Here is a 20,802-nt window from a genome sequence, read left to right on the forward strand (position 1 = left end):
GATTTGTCTCAAGCAGCATCCAAAGTAATCGGTCACTTACCGTGACAGAGACTGTTCTGACGCGTGCTGGCGGCCCGGCATGTCGTTAGCCAGACCTGCGTCCCCGTGATCGTGAGCAAATGGGGCGAACCGCCCCTATCTCGCGCCTGACGACCCACCCTGCCGCCGCAATGGCAAAGCCGATGACCAAGCTCGCCGCAGCCAAGGTTTCGATAAGGCCAAGGTTCAGGGCTTCCGCGCCAAAGCCTATGGCTGCGATCAGCGCCGGCAAGACCACCGACAATGCGAGGCGAGCAATCACTAAGGGTCTCCTTTGCGCCTCTCGCATCATTGATGACACGTGTGTCATGGTCCGATGCGCGTCCAGTGCGCTTCAACATTCGCATGATTGCATCGCCTCTATTTTGATTTCCATCAATCCGGCCGTTCCAGGGCTTGTCGGGATCAAGGCGCGAGGCGAGCAAATCATCTGAACGGGAACATGTTTGGCCCCTGTCCTGCTCGCGGCAGCCATACGCCGTCGGTCGTTCTAGACGCGCATCGCTTTTTTTGACCTGGATCAATACTTCAGCGGCGGCCGAGCGATAGAAACGATCTCCAGTCAAGGTCAGACATATGGCTCACAGAAAGACTTGGCGCCCCATCATCTTTTCGTGCTCAAATACGGGCGACCGTGTTCAAGCACTGCTGCCGAACGACGCAGTCGAGCCAAGCGCCAACGACCTGCACCCGGTAACCTGCATCGCCTGCGATGGTGTCCACGTCATCGACCCGCGGACCGGCCCGACGCGCGGGGCCGAGCGCAGCTAGCCGATCCGTCCCACGACCGACGCCGTAGCAAGGAGATGTCCCACCAACAAAGGATGTTCGATATGACAGGCCACGGCGAAACTCGCTCGGCGAGGGGCTCAATTGTGGGCCGCGGTCCAGTCCAGTTTCTGCAAACACCCGATCATGACCAACCGGGGAAGGCTTGAGCAGGTTCGAATCAGTTCGACCGAAGGTGGCAAGGTGCTTCGTAGCATCAATCCCGATATTTGGATCGGCAAGAGGGCCATGACCCAGCACGATGGGTTCGACGATGCCTCCGCCGACAGACCCGAGGCGGCGACTGCTGCGATCGAACCGCGCGCCGCCTGCGCAATATTGGGCTGAACCAGGTCGCGGGGCGGACAAGCGATGTGGTTCGTACTGTCTGAAAGGTTACTTGAATTTGTCAGTCGGCGGCGATGAACACCGTCCAGGATCTAATGGCAACGTGACGTGGGAGCGGATCGAGACGGCGCCCTTCGATCGCGACCTTGAGATTGGCGTGATCGAGGGTAATACCATTCATCGGCTGGTCTTCCCTTGCCGCCGCATCTTTGGCGGCTGGATCAAGGCGAAGACCGGAGAACACGTCGCTGTGCAGCCCACGCACTGGCGCATTTGGTTCAAATAGCGATGGCTATCCTGCAACAATATAACGGCGCGAATTGACGCGCATCTGCCTCCGGTGGCCCTCCCGCGGCCAAACGATGTAGGATCGATCTCATAAGAGGGTCTGCCGGCAAATATGTCCGACCACATCTGGTATCGCTATGGTACTGCCGCGGCAGCCGCCGCGCTCGCCCTCGTGCTCCGCGCGGCGCTCAATCCGTATCTCGATGACCGCTCATTTACGATCATCTACCTTCCGGCGATCGTTTTTGCCGCTTTCGCCGGCGGCCGCGGACCAGCGAGCTTCGCGACCCTGCTCTGCCTCGTCATCAGCGCGGCATTTCTTGGGAAAAGCCTCATCACCGTTTCCGCAAACATGATCGATATTGCCGCATTTGCGGTACTAGGTCCCATGCTTGGCTTCATGGGCGACCGGCTGCGGCAGGAATCGGAGCAGGCGCGGTATCGGCAAGCTCATCTGCAGTCGATCCTGGACACCGTACCGGAAGCCATGATCGTCATTGACGAGAAGGGTATCATTCGCTCGTTCAGCGCCGCGGCAGTGCGTTTATTTGGCTGGTTGCCGGACGAAGTGGTTGGAAAGACTGTATCCAAGTTGATGCCGCAGCCCTACCGGGCCGAGCATGACCGCTACATTGAACGTTATCTGACCACCGGCGAGCGGCGCATCATTGGCATCGGTCGCATCGTGGTGGGCGAGCGGAGCGACGGCTCGACCTTTCCGATGGAGCTTGCCGTCGGCGAGGCCAAAGTGCGCGGCGAACGCTTCTTCACCGGCTTTATCCGAGACTTAACCGAACGGCGGGCGCAGGAACGGCGGCTGCAGGAGCTGCAGTCCGAACTCGTCCATGTGTCGCGGCTAACAGCCATGGGTGAGATGGCATCGTCTATTGCCCATGAAATCAACCAGCCGCTCTCCGCCATCACAAACTATATGCGCGGCGCAAAGGCTCTGCTGGCGTCAGACAAGCCGAACGCCAATCGCATTGGTGATGCACTCGAACACGCCGTCCAACAGGCTCTGCGCGCCGGCGATATCATCAAGCGCTTGCGGGAGTTCGTTGCCAAAGGCGAGACGCAGCATTCTGTGGAAAATCCGCTCACGCTACTTGAAGAGGCTGTAGCGCTGGCCCTGCTCGGCGCCAAGGAGCAAGGCGTGCGGGTGACAATGCGCAGCGACCGCGATCTGCCGTCAATGATCGTAGATAAGATCCAGATCCAGCAAGTCGCTCTGAACCTGATACGCAACGCGATCGAGGCGATGGCTTCCTGTCCGCGCCGCGAATTGACCGTCGGAGTCAGCAAGGTCGATGGTCTCGCCAGGTTTACCGTTGCTGATACGGGTTCCGGTATCAGCCCTGATGTCGCCGACCGCCTGTTCCAACCCTTTGTCACGACGAAGGAACACGGCATGGGTGTTGGACTATCAATCTGCCGGACAATCGTGGAATCCCATGGCGGCCACATCGTGGCGGAAGCAAATCCGGGTGGCGGCACGATCTTTCAGTTCACGCTGCCATTTGCGGACGTCGGTGAAGAAGCATGACCGGGCGGCGCATTCTTGTGATCGACGATGAAGCCGCGATGCGGGATTCGCTGGCGTTTCTGCTTGATATTAGTGGTTTCTGGGTAGCAACCTACGAGACCGCGACCGAGTTTCTCAATGACATTGCAAGCGGTCCGATCGACTGCGTTGTATCAGACATCCGCATGCCAGGAATGAGCGGCCTCGAACTGGTCCGCAAGCTGAAGGCCGATCGCCTCGACTGTCCGGTCGTCCTGATAACCGGTCATGGTGATGTATCACTCGCAGTTGAAGCGATGAAAGCGGGTGCGGTCGATTTCATCGAGAAGCCGTTCGAGGATGAGGTGCTGTTGCGTGCCATCAACGCTGCTTTGGAAGCGCGGCCAACGAAGCCAGACGATGACGCAGCGAAACTGCAGGCAGAAGGGCGCCTTGCCGACCTCTCGTCGCGCGAACGTGACGTCCTGCAGGGACTATTAGCCGGCAAGATCAACAAGGTAATCGCCCATGATCTTGGCATCAGCCCCCGGACGGTCGAGGTTTATCGCGCCAACCTGATGGCCAAGACCAATGTACGCAGCATGTCTGAGTTGATGCGGATTGCCATCGCCGCAGGATTCTAGCAGGGGCGCGAGCGGCACGGTCCAGGCGACGAACAAGGGCTCGAAAGATCTTGGAGAATTCGTCCAGGAATGATCCTCAATCGCGAGCATGGCGCGCCTTAAAAACGCATTGTCCAGCGGAGCCTTGAGCATAGGCCACAGACCGGCAATGGAGAAAATCAAGACGAGCCCAGCGAACGATGCACCCGCACGTCGCGCTGCGCCCGCTCTCCGTCTGCGACAATGTCCTCTCATGTTGCTGATTGATCCCCCGGCAGCCGTTGGAGAGGCTTGAGCATTGGCGTATTCGGCTTGACCGCGGACTAACCAGCCGCACATCATCTTCCGTACTGGCGATCCTCTCAGTGTACCTGTTGTCGATGAGGGTGAATGTCGAGCAGGCAACGGGGAGAATCGACGGCATCCGCGATCTCGGGCCGCCCCCTAATCTGTGCAGCAAAAATCGCTGTGCACGAATCGTGCAGGATTCGCAGTTGACATGAGCGATGCAACACATGCCATGCTGCTTCTACTTGGCATCGGACTCTGCGCGAACTGTCCGTGGCCGGTTTGATCCTGCCTAACTAAATCGGCGAGCGTATGAAGCAGATCAATTGTCCGGCCCAGATTTGTGCTCCGATCGGCAGCAATCCTTTCACGCCCGGAGAACGGCAATGTTCGGGAACATATTGGTCCATCTTCCCACGGAGCTCCCGGTGCGGGCCGCGGTGAACGGTTCGATTTCCTTCGCACTGAGCACGGGCGCGCATCTTGACGTTGTGGCCATCGGTTATGAGAGGACCATTATTCCGCTCGCCGCACTCAGCGGGGTGGCCGTCACTTCGGTCTTTGAAATCGAGCAGGCGCGTGCGTTGGAGAGAGCCGAAGCGGCACTCCGTGTCTTTGATCTGCGGGCAAGGAGCTCCGGCATATCCTATGCGAGCCGCGCGCTCAGTGCGGTTCCAGCGGAGGCGCGTCGAAGCATCTGCGCCAGCGCGCGAGTGCACGACATGACTATCGTCACGCAGCCCCAGAGCGGCTACGAGAGCTATGACAACGTTATTCCCAAGGACGTCCTGCTCCAGGCCGGCAAGCCAGTTCTGTATCTGCCAAGCGTCATCCACGGCTCTTTTTCGGCCAGACGAATTGGGATTTGCTGGGACGGCAGCCGCCTTGCGGCCCGCGCGTTGCACGACGCGATGCCGCTGCTGCGCGAAGCGGACGCGCTGACCATCATCGCGATGACTGATGCGCACAAGGTCCCGGCGGAGAGCTCCGCCGACCATTTGGGACGGTATCTTGAAAGGTCGGGCCTTCCTGCAAAGATCGTGTCGCTCCCAGCACCCCAGTCGGTACACCGCGCCCTCCTGTCGCTTGTGGCGGACGAAAGCCTCGACCTGCTGGTGATGGGCGGATACGTCCGCTCTCGGCTGCAGGAAAGGCTGCTCGGTGGCATTTCGGGAAATCTGCTTCGTGCAAACGTCATTCCGGTTTTGATGTCGCACTGAAGGCAAGAAATATAGATGCGATATGCCGCCAGATGCGCCCCGGACCCAGTCGATGGGCGCGGGGCAAGGCACCAGCCGCCCGCCGATCTGGAGAACAGGAGCGCCGTTTGTCCCGGCTTTCGCGGGCCCGCCGTCGCTCCATCGACGAGGCGGGGCGAAACCGCTGAACATGCGCCGCGGTTTTCGAACGTTGCACGTAGGCTGCCGGTCTAGAGGAGCGGGACAATCTGGTCACCGCCCACCCGAGGATGCCCGAGCTCAACTTCAAGCCGAACGGCCAAGTCAGAATGCAGCTTCCTCATTCAAACGCGGCTGGTCGGCTTTGAGCCGCATTCGAGATACCGAAAGGCTGCGTCGCCCCCATCGAGAATTCTTCTCACGGCATACGTATAAATACTTAGTGGGTTCTACTTAGGGGAAACATCGAAATTTTCCAGTTCATCAGAAGCGGCCAATCTCCGCTCCATTGACGTTTCGAAGATCGAGTCCGCCATGTACGCTCAGGCCACAAGTATTCACGAGATCAGCCATCATCCGAGCAGCGTCTTGTGCAGGCAATCTCGTACCTATGGACCGTTTGGTATGGTTGCGACCCCGATGCGGTTCGCTCGCAATAGCGAGATCTACGGCGAGGACGAAGCAGCCGAACACCTATACCAGGTGGTATCGGGTGCTGTACGAACCTACAAGATTATGGAAGATGGGCGTCGTCAGATTGGTGCGTTTTATCTGCCCGGTGACATCTTCGGCTTTGAGGCCGGAGACAGCCATATCGCTTCGGCGGAGACGGTCTGTGAGACGCACCTTTTGATGGTGAAGCGCAGCGCCCTCATCGTTCGCGCCAGCCAAGATTGCGAGCTCACAAGGCAGCTCTGGGACGCGATGGCGCTTGAGCTCCGCCGCTTTCAGGAGCATCTGATGCTTTTGATCAGCAGCGCTGAACAGCGGGTCGTGGCATTTCTGCTCGATATGTCTCGTCGTACTACGAAGAACGCTGCGATCGAGCTGCCGATGTCACGGCAGGATGTTGCCGACTATCTTGGCTTGACGATCGAAACGGTCTCGCGCACCCTCACTCAACTCGAGCAGAATGGCGTGATTGCCTTGCCGACCTTGCGCCGAATCGAGTTACGTAACGACAAACTGCCGAGCCACGTTGCACAGAACTTGGGCTAAGCTCAAGAAGCGCTGTGAAATGCGCGGACTTCCTTGCACCGATCAGCGCCGACGGATCGCAGCACGTGAACGACACCCGAACATCGGCTTGGGCGATCGCGCACAGATGGCAGGATCGCTCGCTTACATTGTTCCGCCCTGGAGCACCGCAATGATCATCGATTTTTTGCTTCGAGAGCATCGCAATATTGACCTACTTCTGGTCGCCCTCCAACGTGAATTGGAGATCTTTGAGCATGGGGCCCGTCCTGACTATGAGGTCATTCGCGCGATTATCAGCTACTTCGAGGTTTACCCGGAGGTGTACCATCATCCTCAGGAAGATTTGATTTTCTCCAAGCTTAGAACTCGCGATCCGGATGCGGCTGCAATCGTCGGCGATCTCGCGCATGAACACCAGGAAGTCATCGACCGCCTGCACCATTTTGCTCAAGCTATCGATGCTATCCTCGCGGATCGTGAAATCCTTCGACAAGACGTCGGTAACATCGTACGCGACTTTATATTGCGGGAGCGGCACCACATGATGTGGGAAGAGCGAGATTTCTTCCCCGCCGCCGTCAAGGCTCTATCGGCTGAGGATTGGACGGAAATCGCTTCCGCCCGCACTGATCATGGGGATCTGCTGTTCAGCGAGACGGCGGAAGCGACTTCCGATGCACTAAGAGCGCATATTCTACAATTAGAGCAAGAAGCTGAAGCCGAACGGAGTTCGGTGGCGTTTTCGTCCGCAATGGCCGGCAAGCCGCCAGATGGCGCCAAAGCCGATGGACCGTAATTGATCACTGACTCTGCACGCCGGGCCGTGCAGGTCATGCTCATCTCATTGAAATGAAGGTGACAGTCCTTCTGGCGCGTACGCCGCGCGCGGCCAGCGCGACATCCGCGCCCGATGATCACTTGCAGCCGGTCCCTTCGCAAACAGCACGGCCGGGGTCCGGCTGGTCCCGTGACGTGAACGTCGCGCGGGCAATTGGCAATACCGCTCGACCAGCGCCCCAGTGATATTACGTAATATGAGTGCCCCTTACGTCCACCGACCGACCGCGATCGATCGTTGCGGCACTGCTGGACCTCTTCTTGCCCGGAAGAGGGCAGGACCTTCATCGCGATCCAAAGTGCGATGCGTACGTTGCCGGCATGCCCTACCAATCTTGGCTTTAGGGCCGCTATCGCCATCAACAACGCGGATATTTTGAGCCAGCGCAAAGCCTATCCGCCGCGTGTCCGGTAATCGGTTGGCCAGGGAAGAAAGGCACTCTGAATGCGACCGGACTTGGCACAAGCCTACGGGCAGCAACGGCTGCCGCGCTACACCAGCTATCCGACGGCCCCCCATTTCTCAGCTTCGATTTGCGAATCCGACTATCAAATGTGGCTCAAGTCGTTGGGCGCGCAGCAATCCGCATCGATCTACGTGCACGTGCCGTTTTGTCGACGCACGTGCTGGTATTGTGGCTGCCACACTTCTGTCACGAAGCGCCAGGAGCCGATCTCGTTCTATGCAGCGGGACTGCGGACCGAAGCTTACCTCGTTGCAGAAACCCTTGGCCGACGGCAACCGATCACTCATATCCACTTCGGGGGCGGCACCCCGACGATCATGACACCTGAAACGTTCGCTGATCTGGTCGGTTCGTTGCGCCATTCATTCGCGGTCCTGCCTGATGCCGAGATCGCCGTAGAGATCGATCCACGCATGTTGAGCGAGCCGATGGCCGAGGCTCTTGGCTATTGCGGGGTCAACCGGGCGAGCCTTGGTGTCCAGAGCTTCGATCCAGTTGTTCAGCAGGGCATCAACCGTCTGCAGAGCTTCGGACAGACCGCGACCTCGGTCGATCGGTTGCGCCGTGCCGGCGTCGAACGTATCAATTTCGACCTGCTCTATGGCCTGCCCCGGCAGACGGTCGCTTCGTGCCTGGATACCGTCGCCAGATGCCTCGAGCTTCATCCGGACCGGTTTTCGGCCTTTGGCTACGCGCATATTCCTTCCTTCAAGAAGCATCAACGTCTGATCGATGCGTCCACCCTGCCCGACAGCATTGCGCGCCACGTCCAATCCGAAACGATCACGGAAGCTTTGGTTGATGCGGGATATGTCCGCGTCGGAATCGATCACTTCGCCCTACCGGACGACAATCTCGCCCTGGCGAGCCAGGAAGGCAGGTTGAGGCGCAATTTCCAGGGCTACACTGACGATAGCGCGGACACCTTGATTGGTCTGGGCGCCAGCGCCATCGGCCGTATGCAACAGGGCTTTGTCGCGAACGCCGTCCCGACGAAGGACTACCTCGCTCGCATCAGCGAGGATCGGCTGGCCATCGCAAAGGGCTATTTACTGACTGACGACGATCGCTTCCACGCCGAGATTATCGAACGAATCATGTGCGATTTGACAGTCGATCTTTCCGAGACATCCCGTCGTTACGGCCGGGATCCAAGCTTGGCCGTCGTTGATCGTTCTCGCCTCGACGGCCTTATCGCCGATGGCGTCGTGGTGATGGATGATAGCCGGCTTTCGATAGCCGGTGGCGCAGAGTTCCTGGCCCGGAGCGTCGCATCGATCTTCGACGCTCACCTTACTCGGAGCGGGGCTACACATAGTCTGGCGGTCTAAACCAGACGAAGCCGAACCGAGCCGTTTCAGATCCGAGTTCGACATCACCAAACCGGTTTATGCTCTGGATCGCGAGCAGTCGCGGCGATCAAGAGCACGCTGATCGGCATCCCGTTCGCCGGCTCTTCGTCGAGCCGCACAAGATTTCCAACAGAGGTTGGTATAAAAACTTGACTAGACCAATGACTAGCTGAAGCGGGATCAATAGCAAGCCGCAGATTGCATTGGTCACCACGATAAGATCCTTGCTGTGCGCGTTATCGTATGGTCCCGTTGATCGAGCCCATCGTTTCCGGCAGAAAAGCGTACCAACGTGCGCTTGGTGCCCGTCCATGATCGCCCGGCACGACCGCCCCACATTTCTCGGCCCTGCAGAGCGTTGCGAAACTACTCATAAGTGACAAACCTTGGTGTAGATTTCAAATCTAGGCTATATCGGCCGCATACCAGGGCATGATTGAGCTACGCTGAGCTTGCGCCTTAACTGGGGTCAGATTTCGGCGGATGTCCCCGCCGTAATCGAACCATCGGCGCCCTCCTTCCGCCGATGGAAGTCAGCACGTTGCCTAGCAGCGTCGCTCCTCCCGGACACACTTCCGCCCGGCCGCTAAAGGCGGCCGGGCCTTTTTCTGCTCACCAATGCCTCCCACAATTATCGAGCCCGCAAATCGTTGACAGGCGACCGGCCTTCTCGACGAAAGACCAGACCAGGTCAACGGTCGGCTGGAGTGGATGCAGCGCGTAGTTCGCGGGCGGCGGAGACCATGTTCACCAGCGCCGGGCGAACCTCCTCCCATTTGCGCGTCTTCAGACCGCAATCCGGATTGATCCAAAGTTGCGAATCCTGCAGCCGCTTTCGAGCCAAAGCCACGAGCTCTTTCATCTCGCTCGACTCGGGCACGCGCGGAGAATGGATATCGTACACACCCGGCCCGATTTGATTTGGATATTTGTAGTTCCGAAACGCGTCGAGCAGCTCCATTTTCGACCGCGAAGTCTCGATCGAGATGACATCCGCGTCCATTGCAGCAATCGCATCGATGATGTCGTTGAATTCCGAGTAGCACATGTGGGTATGGATCTGGGTTTGATCGGCGACGCCCGATGAGCAGATGCGGAAGCAATCCCCGGCCCACTCGAGATAAGCCGTCCACTCCGATCGGCGCGGCGGCAATCCTTCGCGCAGCGCAGCCTCGTCGATCTGGATCATGGCTGCACCAGCATTTTCGAGATCGCCGACTTCGTCTCGGATCGCGAGCGCAATTTGACGACAGACCTCGGCTCGGGGAATATCATCGCGAACAAACGACCAGTTCAAGATCGTCACTGGTCCGGTCAACATCGCCTTCATCGGCTTCTTGGTTAGCGATTGCGCGTACCGCCACCACCCCACGGTGATCGGCTTCGGCCGTGAGACATCGCCAAACAAGATCGGCGGCCGGACACAGCGCGAGCCATAGGATTGTACCCAGCCATTTTTGGTAAATGCGAAGCCGGCGAGTTGTTCGCCGAAGTACTGCACCATGTCATTGCGCTCAAACTCGCCGTGCACAAGCACGTCGAGGCCAATGTCCTCCTGCCAACGTACGGCACGCGCAGTCTCTTCCTTGAGGAACTCGTCGTATTGTCCGTCGTTCATCGTGCCTCGCGCGTGCGCTGCGCGGGCATTACGAACCTCTGCAGTCTGCGGAAACGATCCGATCGTCGTTGTCGGAAACGCCGGTAGTTTGAAGCGCTTGCGCTGGATCTCGGCACGGCTGGCAAATGGACTGGCGCGCCGGCGCGTGGCCTGGTTGATCGCTCTCATCCGGATGGCGACATCGGCATCTCGGATCTTTGGCGAAGTCCCACGATCGGTGGTGACGCGCTCCGACTGCGCAAGAGCGCCAGCAACATCCTGATCGCCTGCAAGAGCGCGCGCCAAGGTCGCAAGCTCGCGAATCTTCTGAACGGAGAATGCTAGCCAACCCTTGATGTCTGAAGCGAGCTCCGTCTCGAGTTCAACATCGACCGGCACGTGAAGCAGCGAACAGGATGGAGCGATTTGTATGCGATCTTTGCCCAGCTTCGCGATAGCGGGATCGAGCCGTTGGCGCAGTGCCGACAAATTCGTCCGCCACACATTGCGGCCGTCTATCGCGCCGAGTGACACGACGAGATCACTTCGCTTGGCGGTAATGATCTGGTCCAATAACGCTGGCGCCCGAACCAGGTCGACGTGCAGCCCGGCGACAGGTAGGCGCAAGGCGGTGGGAAGATTGTCGCCGAGGCCACCGAAATAGCTGGCGACCATGATCTTGATGGCCGGCCCTTCCTTGGCGAGCCGGTCATAGGCATGTAGCAAGGATTGTCTTGATTCCTCATCCAGATCAAGAACCAAGCAGGGCTCGTCGAACTGAACCCAATTTGCCCCGCGTTTGGCCAATTCCTGCAGAACCTCGATATAGACCTGTATCAGGTCATCCAGGAGTGACAGTGGCTGGAACGCAGGATCAGCACTCTTGCCTAGCTTTAGGAATGTGACCGGGCCGATCAGGACAGGGCGAGTCTGAAAGCCAAGGGCCTTGGCTTCCTCATACTCGTCGATAGGCTTGCGAGAGGACAGCCTGAAAGTCTGTCCGCGATGAAATTCCGGGACCATGTAATGGTAGTTGGTGTCGAACCACTTGGTCATCTCCTGCGCGGGTGCGCCATCGCCGCGAGATCCGTGGCCGCAACTCGCACCCCGGCCGTCGTATTGTGAACCGCGTGCCATGGCGAAATACGTCTTGAGGGAAACGGGCTCGGCTTTCGAGGCGTAGACTTCCGGGATGGCGCCGACCATGACACTGGTGTCGAGCACCTGATCGTACAACGAGAAGTCGTTCGACGGAATCACGGTGACACCGAGGGACTTCTGGCGCGCCCAGTTCGCGGCACGTAGGCCGGCTGCGTCCTCAAGCAACTGCTGTTCACTAATTCTTCCGGCCCAATAGCCTTCGAGTGCGACTTTGAGCTCGCGTCTTGGACCGATGCGCGGCGTTCCGAGCGTGGCAACCGGAAGGGAGAGAAGAGACATAGCGCTAACCCCATGTTGGGGGCAAAGGCCATGGCGGACGCAGGCAGGAGAAGTCGCCCGAGCGACGGCTGCTTGGCGCACCACCGGGACACCCCGCCCGTGGATGAATATTTTGTCGGGGCAGGTCTCCTGGCTCGCGGGTCATTGCCGCCGTCCGGCCTTCCCGAAGCCGCGCGGGCTTCAGTGACTTTGTTGGACAGTGGCTCACCGCTCACAGTTGCGGGGGCAGCGCCGGCATTGGCACCGGCTTCCCTCTTAGCTCCGGATCAAACGGAAACCGGAGAACCTCGACGACTTGGATTATCGGCAAGAGAACTCGGCCGTCAACCTCTCAAATTGGTGCTGCGACCTCTCTTACGCGAATGCTCCTCCGAGGCCACGCTTGATCGCGACGTAGAAGCCATCTCCAGTCATAGGATATCGGAATGACCATCTCGGAGACGCATTGGCGTCGGGCGGCGGGTCAGATCTGTGCACGAGACGAATGCGCCCAGCACGAAGAAGCTCACGGCGCCGCGCAAGACGCTTGTCATGCGGCCCGGCTTTTGAACGATTCATCGAGCACGCTTCGATGCGCCCTCCCTTCTCCATTAATAACCATGGATCAGTGGCGAATACGCGCAAGAGGTATTCGCTTAATCCAGCAGCGTGCTCAGCGGACGTGTCGATGTGCGACCAGCCAATCCTGGTAGGCGTCACGCCGACGTTTTGGTGATACTGGCCAAAGCAAGCATATTGAATCACCACAACCAAAAGAGACCCTCGCAATGAAAATGGCTGTTTGGAGCGCCCTCGGCGTCTTTGCTGCTGCCGTCTTTACTGTCGGTCTGTTCGGCTGGATGGCAAGGCCTTTTATGAGCCGCCCCGTCAGACAGATGCTCTCGGAAGTGTTGAGTAGTTCGAGCCGAAGCTAGCAAGACCTGAGGCTTCCCTCTTGCCGGTCGACACGGCTGCGTGGAAGCGCAGCTCCTTGAATGTTGACTGCAATGACGAGCAGGTAGACGACGGCCCCTAACGTTGCGCGAGCGGAGAATGCCACGTCTCGTCCCCTGCTTGATCCGTGAAGTTCCTTAACATCGATTCCAAATCGCCCGCCGCTGAAGGGCGGCTCCGCGTTGGTGTAGGCCGCAAAGTGCCAAGCACAACAGGCTGGGGCGCCCTCGACATTCGTAGTAGCGGCAACGCCCCCGGATCACACGGATCGATGGCGGCATACCTGCTCCCAATTGTCGTCAAGACTCTGGCAGCGAGGCATTCGCCCGCTGTCGAAGATTCAGTGCGTGACAAGAATCATTCACGGAAGTCGTGGCGAATAGGCTGAATGGTAACATTAGAACGTGCGTAGGTCGGTAAGTCGACAAAGACAGCACAAATCTGCCGCGAACTGCCGGTTATTGCCTGGCACGAACAATGCAAGTCCTCATCATGTCCAGGCTTCTCCTCCTGGGCAGGTCCAGCATTGCAAATTGAGGCTTTGGCTGACCACTGAAGTTAGCGGCGCGTGACATCGAGGGACGGCGCCTGCTCGCGCGGGACATCGGCAGGCGCCTGCGTCACGTTGCCGCTAACTTCTTGCGATCTGCGCAAAGCACGCTGAGGAAGACGTGCCGCTTTGGATTGACGTGTGGATGATAACCAGATGAGCCGGAAGCAATGAAGAAAAAGTCTGGAAAGCGCGTGCTTTGGTTCTGTATCGCTCGGTCGCTGATCTGCCTGGCCGGGCTGGCGGCGACGAGCAACAATGTTCGCGCCAACGACCACACGCTTGTCGAAAGGGTCAAGTCAACGTGGCGAGCGCAAGATGGTGAGACTATAGAACAAATCATTTCCAAGGTCTCGAAGGTGGCTCACTTTGTGCCTCGATCGTGGGGAGTCGCTGAAGGAATTGACCGAACAGAGTACGTTTATTTTTCATGGACCAGGCACCCGGACAACAGATCAGACGAACAGTACGCTATCACTTGGAAGATCGCGACTGACGGGACGATTAAACTTGCATCGACATATGCAAAGCCGATTGAATTGGGCTGGCGCGCCTTGGCGCTCTCGTTGATCGCCAGTGAGGTTACAGATGGCGAAAGGGACGCGAATCTTCACTTTCTGCATGATCCGGCCAACTTCAACTTCGTGACGACTGCGCAAGGCAAGCTCGGCAATCTTCTGCGGCACGGCCGCTGCCATATCATTGAACCCGTTGTAGTGGATTACGTGTCGAAACCCAATGCCAAGCCGACCGAGAAGGGCGATCTGTGGCGCGTTCTGCTTTTGGTGAACTGTAACATCCCAGGCCCCCATTATTTTACCCACAACGGCGTCATCACTTTCGAGAAGAGCGAGGGACAAGATTGGGAGCCGCAATCTTCCTTCGCTAAGCGTATCGCGGCCTATCCTCCAGGCTCCTGGTTCGATCGGATAGAGCCAAGTGAACGGGAAGCAATAGAGAGGGCGCGAAAGGCCTCGGCCAATGGTCACACAAAGCAAGATCGCGGCGCAGCTCCTTGACGCTGAGCGCCTCGGAGTAGCAGCAAAGCACACGCGTTCGGAAGCGCTGACTTGTCCTGTAACGTTTTTGCGACAAACCGCCAGCCTCTCGCAGCTCGTCATAGGGCAGTACCGTTGCTCTCGGCCCATTCCGCGAAGCAAGCGATGCCTTGACCAGGCGCGCACGTGCCAGCTTACGAGAGCCGGTTAGCCCTCCCCGCTCACATGCAGCGAGCGGACGCCAATCTGCGACGCGGCCAGCTCTAGATCCATTCTTCGGGGGAGTTGGCCTAGCGATGCTTGCGGCCCCTGCTCTGACCAGGCGTGCGCGCAGCGCATCGCTTCAACGGACAATGGCACCCGCAGGAGCGTGACGCCGAAGGCGGCACGCGGGAGCGAGTGCAGCGACGAGACCGGTTAAAAGGGTACCCGGGAACGGGGCAGTGATAGCGACGCCGGCATACCTCATGGCGGCGGGCCCTTTCCCGAGTACCCCCGGCGAGGAGTTCTGCAGCCATGCTGCGTCGGATCGACTGCAGAATTGGGACGGAAGATCTAGATTTCCTCACGCGGATCGTTTGCGCGTCGTAAATCCTGATCTGAAGCATGCTTCTTTCGCTCTTCCCCACCCGCCGGGCGCCGTCTCTCGTTACAAATTCGGCTTTGAGTCGGCCGTCCGCTTCAAGCCTGTAACAAGAGCTCGGCAGTTCACGGCTGCCCACTGCGCCCCTGGATCGCGATGGCCTTCCGAAGGTCGGACGCCTTCTCCGCGCCGACGGAGCGCTCGATGTTGTCAAATTCGCTAAGCCTGGATCGCTCTGCCTTTCGCCGGCGTACCCGATCGTCTGACCACAAAGTTCGCGCAGCTGAGCCACTCGCTATCGTGCGGAGGCGCCGCCTGGTCCCTATGCATCAAGACTTTTGAAGACCGGGCTGACCGCATAGATCGGACCGAACACGGCCTGCAGTCCTTCGGTGCCAGATCCCGATTTAGGCCCGACCGCAGAGCTCGTCGTTGCTGCATGAAACCGGACCTGCAAATTGGTGGCTCGTCTCTCTCGCGACCCATTTTGCGACAAATATAATTGTAATATCAATTAGAGCGTGGAAACGCGCCCTTGCTAAGGTACCTAAGTATGGACACCTATATACCTGAGCAGAGGTACCCATGGCCTACAACATTAAAGACCGCGACACTGACCGGATCATTCGTGAACTTGCCACCCTCAAAGGCAAGCCGATCCTCGATTGCATTCGCGAGGCTTGCGAACATGAAATTCAGCGTGAACGCCTAAAGACGCCGCTCTGGGAGGTGCAACCGCTGCTCGACCGCATCGCACCCGCGCTCCCAAAACCGGCCTGACCGCCGATAAGGCATTTTTTCGACGATCTGTCCGGTGATGCCTGATGATGATCGATGCCTCAGCCCTGGTCGTAATCTTGCTACGCGAGCCAGACGCGGCTGAGGTCGTCATGGCAATTGCGGACGCCAAAGCGCCGTTTACCTCACCATCGCGGTATACGAACGATCTGTGCTCTCATGCGCGTCAACGCATGGGGTGCGCCGGAAGCGGAGGCGGCAGTGCGAAAGTTCTCGACGCCGGATCCATCCGCGTGTGCGCGATTGCCGACGGCATGATATCGACCGCCGCCATGGCATTCGATCGGTTCGGAAACGCGCGACATCCGGCTCAGCTCAATCTTGGCGACTGTTTCGCCTCTGCCTGCGCCAAGACCTATCGCGCGCCACTGCTGCACAAGGGTGACGACTTTCCGCGAACCGATCTCGAGCTGGTCTATAAAGGATAGACCGTAAGCGGAGCTTTTCTCCCATTTGATTGACTGGTTTCGCTTCGGCTTTCGCTCTGCGATCCTTGGCTTGTCAGAGAGCCGAGAGGAGACTGAAGGCGATGGAACAATCGGGGGAGGAAGCCGAAGCTGATGGCTTTGTGGGGAAGCTTACGCGCCGGACGCGTTCTGGAGGCCGGTTATGGTCTGCGGAGATCAAGGGGCGCGCTGTTTTCGAGAGCATGAAGCCCGACGCCCGGGTATGTGATGTCGCACGGCGTTATGGTGTGAAGGCCCAGCAGTTGACGACGTGGCGCAGATTGGCGCGTGCTGGCCGGCTCGCATTGGTCACGGACGACGCGGCGGATTTCGTGTCGATCGAGCTGAGCGATCCAGTGGCGTCAGGCAAGAGCGAGGGGCCCGTCGAGATTACGATTGGCAAGGTTTCGGTCCGCCTGGATGCGGACGTGTCGGCGGTGCGGATCGCGGAGATCGTGACTGCGATCGAGCGCGGCGCATGATCATTCCGGCGCAGGGACTGCGGATTGTGCTTGCTGTGCGTCCTGTTGACTTCCGGTGCGGGCACGACGCGCTGGCCGGTCTTGTGCAAAACACGCTTGGGCTCGATCCGCATTCGGGCCTGATCGTGGTTTGTCGTTCGAAGCGCGCCGACCGGCTGAAGATTTTGCTATGGGACGGCACGGGCCTCGTTTTGGTCTACAAGCGCCTTGGCCGCGATGGTCGTTTCGAGTGGCCGCAGATCAGCGACGGCGTCATGCATCTGACGCGCGTGCAGTTCGAAGCGCTGTTTGAAGGGCTGAACTGGAAGCGAGTGGGCGAACGGATTGTCGCGACGCCAGCTGCGGCGAACTGACTCAGACCCGACAACCTGTTTCGCGCGGGGCTTTGGGATGATAGCTTGCGGATGTGCCGCCGTCCCCCATTGATCCCGCCCGTCTTGCAGCGCTGCCCGCCGATTTGCGCGCGCTCTTCCGCGCGCAGGAAGCGATGATTGAAGCCGAGCGTCGTCGCGCAGACGATGAATGCTCGGCGCGCCTTCATGTCGAGAGTGAACTGGCTGCGTCCAAAGAGAGCGTCGAACGCCTCGAACTGCTCGTGAAGGAGTACGAGCGCGCACGTTTCGGTAAACGCTCGGAGAAGTTCAATCCCGATCAGATGCAACTGGTTCTCGAGGACATCGAGATTGCCATCGCCGAAGTCCAGGAACGCCAGGACGATCGTGCGCGCCGCGCCGGCACGGCGCCGTCCAGCCGCCGGACCAGGCGCGCTGCCCGTGCCTTTCCCGCGCACCTGCCGCGCATCGAGCAGGTGATCGAACCCGAGAACCTCGAGTGTCCCTGCGGCTGCGGCCGGATGGTCCAGATCGGCGAGGATCGCTCCCGCCGTCTCGATGTCATGGCCGCCCAGTATCGTGTGATCGAGACGGTGCGACCGCGCTACGCCTGCGCAAAGGGCTGCACCGGTGTTGCTCAGGCGCCGGCGCCCGCCCATCTCGTGGAGGGTGGCATCCCCACCGAGGCGCTGCTGGCGCAGGTGGCGGTCGCCAAGTTCAGCGAGCACATGCCACTCTATCGTCAGTCGCAGGTTCTGGCTCGGCATGGCATCTTCATCGATCGCGCCGTTCTGGCAGACTGGATGGGAACGGTCGCCTTCCACCTCGCGCCGCTGGTCGAGCGCATGAGCGTCGTGATGAAGCAATCGGGCCGCTTGTTCATAGACGAGACCAGGGCGCCTGTGCTCGATCCGGGCCGGGGCCGAACGAAGACCGGCTATCTGTGGGCTGTCCTGCGCGACGATCGCGGCCACGGCGGCGCTGATCCACCAATCGTGGTCTACCACTACGCGCCAGGACGCGGTGGTGACCATGCTGAGCGCATCCTCGAGGGCTTCGACGGCATCCTTCAGGTCGACGGATACCAGGGCTATCATCGGCTCGCACGGCCCAAGCGCAAAGGCGGCGTGCCGCTGCGGCTGGCCGCATGTTGGTCCCACTCAAGGCGCAAGATCATCGCAGCGACTCCGAAAGCCGGCTCACCCATCGCCGAAGCCGTCCTCGCGCGCATCGCCGCACTCTATGCGATCGAGAAGGAGATCCGTGGCGCCGACGCCCCGGCTCGGCAAACGACCCGTAACGAGCGATCACGGCCGCTCGTCGCTGAACTCGAGAGGTTTCTGCGCGAGCAAGCCGCTCGCCTGTCGCCGGGCAGCGAGATGGGCAAGGCGATCGCCTATCTCCTGAACCATTGGGATGGCCTCACCTTGTTTCTCGACGATGGTTGCGTTGAGATGGACACCAATCCCGTCGAAAATCAAATCAGGCCGCTGACTCTGACGCGTAAAAATAGTTTATTTGCTGGTCACGACGAAGGTGGTCGTTCATGGGCGCGCATAGCTTCGCTCATCGCCACCTGCAAAATCAACAGCGTGGAGCCCTACGTCTGGATGAAAGCGACGCTCAAAGCGATCGCAACCGGTCACCCGCAGTCCCGGATCGACGAGCTCCTGCCCTGGTCGTTCGGCCGCACCTCGTAATTCTCCGTCGTTGCCGCCTCCATACCCCCCGCCAACGATTTGCAAACACGTTGATCAACAGACTGCAATCCCCACGCCAAACCTTTGCGAATGGGACGCGAACGTCGCTTACGATAGACCGCTGGCAACGTCTGCACGATTACCCCGAGGTCCCTGCCCTGCCCCAAATTCGCGGCGCTGATGCCAGCGGCCGACGAGCGGCTTTCGGAAAACTCCGATCCGCGACGGCTGGATCGCACGCAGATCGTTCGTGCCGGTAGTGTCGGAGTCGGCGCTACCGGCCGCCGCGTGGCCTTCCAGATCAGGGGATGCAGCCGTCGTGACGGTTGAGTTCCAGGGCGCCCGCGTGGAGGTGCGCGGGACGCCTGGCTTCGCTGCGTTGAGTGATGTGTTCATTGCGGTCCGACGGACACGTTCATGCTGACGCCACGCGGGAACCTCATTCGCAAGCGAGGGGCGCACGGGCGCTTGTCCGTCGTCACAACGATACCCAGGAAAAGGCGAAGGTGTTTGTTCGCGGGCTCACAGTAGCCTTTCCGGCAATCAAAGTGTCAGCACGGTCGACATGATCGCCGGCCAACCGTCAACTGGCGGGATGGGCAGCGTTCTACAAGTTCACCGATTCACCACGTACCAATTCCGGCGCATCGACCATGTCGTATTCTGAAAGATAGCGCATTGGAGGGCGCACAAATACCGATCTCGCATCAAACCTTTGATGCGGAAATGGCCCCCCCCCGGAACCGGGCAAGTTGAAACCTGGCTCGTGTTCAGTCGGAATGAGCGCGGCGGGCCGCACGGAAATGCACTTCACTGGCTTGTCTCAAGTCCGAAGGCGGAATTCCGGTGGCGCAATCCGTAGGCACCGAATACCCCTTCTCTTCCGTAAAACAATTGCGCTTCATGCTCTGGCCCTCGTCGTGTGGCCAGAGCGCACTTCAAGCTGGATTGAGCCCACGGGATGCGGCAAATGAGGCAGGCGCACCCCAGGCGCGCACTGCAGTCTACGACCATCGTTCGCGAGAATCAGGGAAGATAGACGAAGTGTGTCAACGTGTCCTCACCGGTTAAAGGTGAGCGTCATCCGGTGACCACGCCCTGAGGGCTGATCTGGTCGGCTAGGAAGACCTCGTGGATTGGTTTTTCACGAGGTCACCATGTCAAAGGATAGTTGTAAGGATGGCGCTAAGGATAGGCATACGGCTATCCTTGAGGACGGCTCTAACACGTTGCAGCGCATCGAGATCATCACGGGGACTGGCCGCCGACGGCGCTGGTCGACGGATGCGAAAGCGGCGATTGTTGCGGAGAGTTTCGCGCCGGGTGCAAGCGCTTCCGGGGTGGCGCGGCGGTACGACATCAGCCCGGGCCTGTTATTTCTTTGGCGTCGTCAGGCAACGCGGGCAAAGGTCGCGGCGCGCAGGGATGGAGGCGTGGCACCAGGCTTTGTGCCGGTCACGATTACTGGCTGCGGCGGCAAATTGCCGGTATGCGAGGAGCAGGGGGCGATTGAGATCGAGGTCGGCGCGGTTCGCATCCGTGTCGTGGGAACGGTCGACCGGCGGGCACTCTGCGAGGTGCTGGCGGCAGTCGGGACGGTTGGCCGATGATCGGGCTCCGACCTGGGTTGTCGATCTGGATCGCGACGCAGCCGGTCGATTTCCGTCGCGGCATGGACTCGCTGGCGCTGCTGGTGAGCGAGGCGTTTGGAGCCGATCCGTTCGACGGCGGGCTGTGGGTGTTTCGCTCCAAGCGCCGAGATCGCGTGAAGATTCTGACCTGGGACGGAAGCGGCCTTGTCCTTTACTACAAGAGAATCGAGGGGCAGTTCACCTGGCCGCCGATCAAGGAAGGCGTCATGCCGCTATCTCATGCTCAGCTCTCGGTACTGCTTGACGGTTCGGATTGGAAGCGTGTGCCGATGCGGGTTGTGGATCAACCAACACGAGCTGGTTGATCATCGTCAAGAGTAGTTCGTCATTCATGCAGAGCTGTAGTAGAAACACGCTGCATGATTGATTTGCCTTCTGATCCAGCATTGCTCCAGCAAACCG

The 20,802-nt window shown here is 59.4% G+C and carries 18 protein-coding genes and 1 riboswitch; of the genes, 17 read left to right on the forward strand and 1 reads right to left on the reverse strand.

Annotated elements, in window-relative coordinates; translation table 11 throughout:
• Positions 1-182 precede the first annotated feature (182 nt).
• The 9 genes from JEY66_RS33560 (at position 183) to hemN (ending at position 8,868) form a co-directional block, all read left to right on the forward strand.
• Entirely contained in the window at positions 183-473 is a 291-nt protein-coding gene (locus JEY66_RS33560; protein WP_125459131.1) for a hypothetical protein, read from the forward strand.
• Between the two features lie 481 nt (positions 474-954).
• On the forward strand, positions 955-1,155 hold the full coding sequence (locus tag JEY66_RS33565; RefSeq protein WP_018270235.1) for a hypothetical protein: 201 nt from the start codon (positions 955-957) through the stop codon (positions 1,153-1,155).
• A gap of 52 nt (positions 1,156-1,207) precedes the next feature.
• On the forward strand, positions 1,208-1,441 hold the full coding sequence (locus tag JEY66_RS33570) for a hypothetical protein (protein WP_311990172.1): 234 nt from the start codon (positions 1,208-1,210) through the stop codon (positions 1,439-1,441).
• A gap of 114 nt (positions 1,442-1,555) precedes the next feature.
• Positions 1,556-2,986 carry a PAS domain S-box protein gene (locus JEY66_RS33575; RefSeq protein ID WP_016841968.1) on the forward strand — a complete coding sequence of 477 codons (1,431 nt, stop codon included), beginning with the start codon at positions 1,556-1,558 and terminating at the stop codon, positions 2,984-2,986.
• Positions 2,983-3,588, forward strand: a complete 606-nt coding sequence (gene fixJ / locus JEY66_RS33580) for a response regulator FixJ (RefSeq protein ID WP_016841969.1) — start codon at positions 2,983-2,985, stop codon at positions 3,586-3,588. The genes JEY66_RS33575 and fixJ overlap by 4 nt, the downstream gene beginning before the upstream one ends.
• Before the next feature lie 653 nt (positions 3,589-4,241).
• Positions 4,242-5,075 carry a universal stress protein gene (locus tag JEY66_RS33585; RefSeq protein WP_016841970.1) on the forward strand — a complete coding sequence of 278 codons (834 nt, stop codon included), beginning with the start codon at positions 4,242-4,244 and terminating at the stop codon, positions 5,073-5,075.
• Positions 5,076-5,567: 492 nt separating this feature from the next.
• Positions 5,568-6,251: a helix-turn-helix domain-containing protein gene (locus tag JEY66_RS33590; RefSeq protein ID WP_233475709.1), complete on the forward strand. Its 684-nt coding sequence runs from the start codon at positions 5,568-5,570 to the stop codon at positions 6,249-6,251.
• A 151-nt stretch (positions 6,252-6,402) separates the two neighbouring features.
• Positions 6,403-7,029, forward strand: a complete 627-nt coding sequence (locus JEY66_RS33595) for a hemerythrin domain-containing protein (RefSeq protein WP_035632897.1) — start codon at positions 6,403-6,405, stop codon at positions 7,027-7,029.
• 486 nt (positions 7,030-7,515) lie between these two features.
• Positions 7,516-8,868, forward strand: a complete 1,353-nt coding sequence (hemN, locus tag JEY66_RS33600; RefSeq protein WP_026192392.1) for an oxygen-independent coproporphyrinogen III oxidase — start codon at positions 7,516-7,518, stop codon at positions 8,866-8,868.
• 712 nt (positions 8,869-9,580) lie between these two features.
• Here hemN and metE read toward each other — a convergent pair.
• The gene (gene metE / locus JEY66_RS33605) at positions 9,581-11,926 is read right to left on the reverse strand and encodes a 5-methyltetrahydropteroyltriglutamate--homocysteine S-methyltransferase (protein WP_018270234.1); all 2,346 of its coding nucleotides are present in this window, start codon (positions 11,924-11,926) and stop codon (positions 9,581-9,583) included.
• A gap of 102 nt (positions 11,927-12,028) precedes the next feature.
• Positions 12,029-12,231, reverse strand: a riboswitch (cobalamin riboswitch).
• 1,348 nt (positions 12,232-13,579) lie between these two features.
• Here metE and JEY66_RS33610 point away from each other — a divergent pair.
• The 8 genes from JEY66_RS33610 to tnpB (JEY66_RS33645) all read left to right on the forward strand — a co-directional run bounded on the left by JEY66_RS33610 (position 13,580) and on the right by tnpB (JEY66_RS33645) (position 20,705).
• A complete protein-coding gene (locus JEY66_RS33610; protein WP_016841977.1) occupies positions 13,580-14,428 on the forward strand; it encodes a hypothetical protein in 849 nt (282 codons plus the stop codon).
• A gap of 1,147 nt (positions 14,429-15,575) precedes the next feature.
• Positions 15,576-15,770 (forward strand): type II toxin-antitoxin system VapB family antitoxin, encoded by a 195-nt coding sequence (locus JEY66_RS33615; protein WP_016841991.1) that lies wholly within the window; start codon positions 15,576-15,578, stop codon positions 15,768-15,770.
• Positions 15,771-15,814: 44 nt separating this feature from the next.
• Positions 15,815-16,216: a type II toxin-antitoxin system VapC family toxin gene (locus JEY66_RS33620; protein ID WP_016841992.1), complete on the forward strand. Its 402-nt coding sequence runs from the start codon at positions 15,815-15,817 to the stop codon at positions 16,214-16,216.
• Positions 16,217-16,317: 101 nt separating this feature from the next.
• On the forward strand, positions 16,318-16,716 hold the full coding sequence (locus JEY66_RS33625) for a transposase (RefSeq protein WP_026192391.1): 399 nt from the start codon (positions 16,318-16,320) through the stop codon (positions 16,714-16,716).
• The gene (tnpB, locus tag JEY66_RS33630) at positions 16,713-17,069 is read left to right on the forward strand and encodes an IS66 family insertion sequence element accessory protein TnpB (RefSeq protein ID WP_018273887.1); all 357 of its coding nucleotides are present in this window, start codon (positions 16,713-16,715) and stop codon (positions 17,067-17,069) included. The genes JEY66_RS33625 and tnpB (JEY66_RS33630) overlap by 4 nt, the downstream gene beginning before the upstream one ends.
• Positions 17,070-17,203: 134 nt before the next feature.
• Entirely contained in the window at positions 17,204-18,748 is a 1,545-nt protein-coding gene (gene tnpC / locus JEY66_RS33635; protein WP_224517700.1) for an IS66 family transposase, read from the forward strand.
• A gap of 1,229 nt (positions 18,749-19,977) precedes the next feature.
• On the forward strand, positions 19,978-20,358 hold the full coding sequence (tnpA, locus tag JEY66_RS45205) for an IS66-like element accessory protein TnpA (protein WP_157183433.1): 381 nt from the start codon (positions 19,978-19,980) through the stop codon (positions 20,356-20,358).
• Positions 20,355-20,705 (forward strand): IS66 family insertion sequence element accessory protein TnpB, encoded by a 351-nt coding sequence (gene tnpB, locus JEY66_RS33645; RefSeq protein ID WP_026192390.1) that lies wholly within the window; start codon positions 20,355-20,357, stop codon positions 20,703-20,705. Before tnpA ends, tnpB (JEY66_RS33645) begins: the two co-directional genes overlap by 4 nt.
• The last annotated feature ends 97 nt before the right edge of the window (positions 20,706-20,802 follow it).

Origin of the sequence: Bradyrhizobium elkanii USDA 76 (assembly GCF_023278185.1) — a bacterium.
Lineage (GTDB): Bacteria > Pseudomonadota > Alphaproteobacteria > Rhizobiales > Xanthobacteraceae > Bradyrhizobium > Bradyrhizobium elkanii.

Coding starts and splice junctions, on each gene's coding strand:
- JEY66_RS33560 (WP_125459131.1), top strand. CDS start 183: ATGACCAAGCTCGCCGCAGCCAAGGTTTCGATAAGGCCAAGGTTCAGG.
- JEY66_RS33565 (WP_018270235.1), top strand. CDS start 955: ATGACCAACCGGGGAAGGCTTGAGCAGGTTCGAATCAGTTCGACCGAA.
- JEY66_RS33575 (WP_016841968.1), top strand. CDS start 1,556: ATGTCCGACCACATCTGGTATCGCTATGGTACTGCCGCGGCAGCCGCC.
- fixJ (WP_016841969.1), top strand. CDS start 2,983: ATGACCGGGCGGCGCATTCTTGTGATCGACGATGAAGCCGCGATGCGG.
- JEY66_RS33585 (WP_016841970.1), top strand. CDS start 4,242: ATGTTCGGGAACATATTGGTCCATCTTCCCACGGAGCTCCCGGTGCGG.
- JEY66_RS33590 (WP_233475709.1), top strand. CDS start 5,568: ATGTACGCTCAGGCCACAAGTATTCACGAGATCAGCCATCATCCGAGC.
- JEY66_RS33595 (WP_035632897.1), top strand. CDS start 6,403: ATGATCATCGATTTTTTGCTTCGAGAGCATCGCAATATTGACCTACTT.
- hemN (WP_026192392.1), top strand. CDS start 7,516: ATGCGACCGGACTTGGCACAAGCCTACGGGCAGCAACGGCTGCCGCGC.
- metE (WP_018270234.1), bottom strand. CDS start 11,926: ATGTCTCTTCTCTCCCTTCCGGTTGCCACGCTCGGAACGCCGCGCATC.
- JEY66_RS33610 (WP_016841977.1), top strand. CDS start 13,580: ATGAAGAAAAAGTCTGGAAAGCGCGTGCTTTGGTTCTGTATCGCTCGG.
- JEY66_RS33615 (WP_016841991.1), top strand. CDS start 15,576: ATGGCCTACAACATTAAAGACCGCGACACTGACCGGATCATTCGTGAA.
- JEY66_RS33620 (WP_016841992.1), top strand. CDS start 15,815: ATGATGATCGATGCCTCAGCCCTGGTCGTAATCTTGCTACGCGAGCCA.
- JEY66_RS33625 (WP_026192391.1), top strand. CDS start 16,318: ATGGAACAATCGGGGGAGGAAGCCGAAGCTGATGGCTTTGTGGGGAAG.
- tnpB (WP_018273887.1), top strand. CDS start 16,713: ATGATCATTCCGGCGCAGGGACTGCGGATTGTGCTTGCTGTGCGTCCT.
- tnpC (WP_224517700.1), top strand. CDS start 17,204: ATGATTGAAGCCGAGCGTCGTCGCGCAGACGATGAATGCTCGGCGCGC.
- tnpB (WP_026192390.1), top strand. CDS start 20,355: ATGATCGGGCTCCGACCTGGGTTGTCGATCTGGATCGCGACGCAGCCG.